The organism is uncultured Rhodoblastus sp., from assembly GCF_903903185.1.
In the GTDB taxonomy this organism is placed as follows: domain Bacteria; phylum Pseudomonadota; class Alphaproteobacteria; order Rhizobiales; family Beijerinckiaceae; genus Rhodoblastus.
Genome location: NZ_CAIUXT010000148.1, coordinates 1 through 2,197, shown reverse-complemented (window position 1 = coordinate 2,197; position 2,197 = coordinate 1). Strand labels below are relative to the sequence as shown.

The window sequence follows — 2,197 nt, the reverse complement described above, 5'->3', positions numbered from 1 at the left end:
CGGTCCGTCCCAGTGCTCCACATCGGTACGCTCGCCTCATGGCTTCAACCACTTGCACTTCTCCCTTGGCATTGGAGCGACTGGTTCCCGCAGTTCCGTTTGAAAGCCTGTGTCAGATTCACGCCCCCTTTACGCCGGTCGCCGCCTGCCCAGTAATCAGGGCTCCCGGCAGGCTTCTCCCAGAAGTTCCACTCGCCTCTGGTTTCGACGACAACTTGATCCTAACGACGCGTCAGCGGAAGGTTTGCTCGCGCTCGTCTCTCTGACACCTACCAGCACGGGTATTCCCCGCACTTTAGACCCAACGCTCACCACCACGTCTCTTAACCGCAGCGGCTTGGCGTGGTTTGACACCTACTCCTGAAAGTCGATGCCGATGGGCCAACCATCATCTTTCAATCAGCTTCCATATGATTCTAGCCATTAATCCTTTCGTCATATGTTTCTGCGGCACACAATGGAACAAGATCGAGCATCGCCTGTTCTGCCACATCACGCAAAACTGGCGCGGTCAGCCATTGACGAGCCGCCTCGCGATCGTCGAACTGATCGCCGCCACGACCACCAAGACCGGTTTGACGGTGCGCTGTGAACTCGATGAAAACAGCTATGCCAAGGCGTGAAGGTGAGCGACGACGAAATGCGCGCCCTTAACATCACGCACGATCCGTTCCATCCCGAATGGAATTACAACATCGCACCACGACAGAAGAAGTCGCCGTAAATGGAGCGGTTATTTCGTCGCATCGCCTAAGCCTGATGGCGGCCAAAAGTTATTGAAGCGCGAGGGCGTCGTCGCGAGACGGGGTCTGAAGGAAGCGAGTAGCAACCCGGGACCCAACCGACAAGAAGCGGATGTGAGGCCTACCCGGCGGACGAGCGGGCGTACGGCCGCAGCGAACGCGTTGTCCTTCAACTCTACACTGCTTTATAAGGAAAAAACAACGATCGCGACATGATCGCGATGCGCAAGCGCCAGGACACGCGCGGTTTGACAAACCGCGGTAGCGATGAAAAGTAGAGGGGGACGACGGATAGCGCCGGTCAGAATGGGAATCGCTCCCTAGCTTCTCGGATCGACTCCGGCCTTTCGCTCAATTTCCTCGGGTCCGCGCCGGCGGTTCGCATGCAGAATATCTTCTCAGCCGATTCCGACGCCTACGCAATCGCGCCCCGGCTGATCGTCGCGCTGCTACTGGGCATGGCGATCGGCGTCGAGCGCCAGTTGCGACAGAGACATACTGGTCTCAACACGCATGCACTCGTCGCATTGGGAGCCGCGGCTTTCACTTCGCTCACCACACTGCTCGATCAGAGCACGGACGTGCGTCTGGGCGGTCAGGTCGTGACCGGAATCGGCTTCCTTGGCGCCGGGCTCATCATGCGGGACGGACTGAATGTCCGCGGTCTGTCTGGGGCGGCCACGATCTGGGCGACAGGCGCCGTCGGCGTGCTGGTCGGTTACGGCTATACGATCGCGGCGACTGAGACGACTTTCTTCGTGGTTATCGTAAATCTCGTGTCGCCGAGACTGAGTAAAATCCTCAATCAATATGTCCCAGAATATGAGATTGACGAGCGCTACTACATCATCGAACTCAAATGCTCCGCCAGCGAGGAGGCGCTCGTGCGAACTATGCTCCTCCAGGCGATCACATCGCGAAAGCTCCGACTTCACAGCCTCGAGAGCCATGCCTTGAAAGACCCCGGGAATGTCGAAGTCGAGGCCGTCGTTTTCAGCGTCAGAGACGATGACGCGGTCGTCGAGAGTTTAGTCGGTGAGCTCAGCCTTTCGCCGAGCATCTTTTCCGCAAGTTGGAGGCTCCCCATTTCACCAGAATGACGAGCGCGGTGCTGTCTGCAAAGCAGAGCCAAAAAGGGGAAAGTGGCTTATCCCTTTGACTCAGGTCCGCCTATAGGTAGCGGCCAGCGGCCTTGACGCCCTGCTGAAATGTTCCTATTTTGTTCCTATGTCGAGCCGCTGGAAAAACGACCGCCCTATGTCTCGAACCGCTTTTGCTAAGCGGTTTCCCGACAACGCGGCCTGCGCCCGCCACCTCTTCGAAAAGCGCTGGCCCACTGGCTTCGTCTGTCCAAAGTGCCAAAGCGCCAAAGCTTGGGCGCTCGACTCCAAGCCGTTCACTTATGAGTGCGCTTTTTGCGGCCGCCAGACATCCGTCACTGCCGGCACGATCTT

General features: G+C 58.0%; 2 protein-coding genes and 1 pseudogene. All 3 read left to right on the top strand.

Annotated elements, in window-relative coordinates:
- Positions 1–449: 449 nt before the first annotated feature.
- A pseudogene (locus QZY01_RS13815) lies at positions 450–724 on the top strand (ISAzo13 family transposase); the annotation flags it as partial.
- 402 nt (positions 725–1,126) lie between these two features.
- Positions 1,127–1,843, top strand: a complete 717-nt coding sequence (locus QZY01_RS13810) for an MgtC/SapB family protein (RefSeq protein WP_294537960.1) — start codon at positions 1,127–1,129, stop codon at positions 1,841–1,843.
- Between the two features lie 127 nt (positions 1,844–1,970).
- A partial coding sequence (locus QZY01_RS13805; protein WP_294537958.1) for a transposase occupies positions 1,971–2,197 on the top strand: 227 nt, incomplete at its 3' end.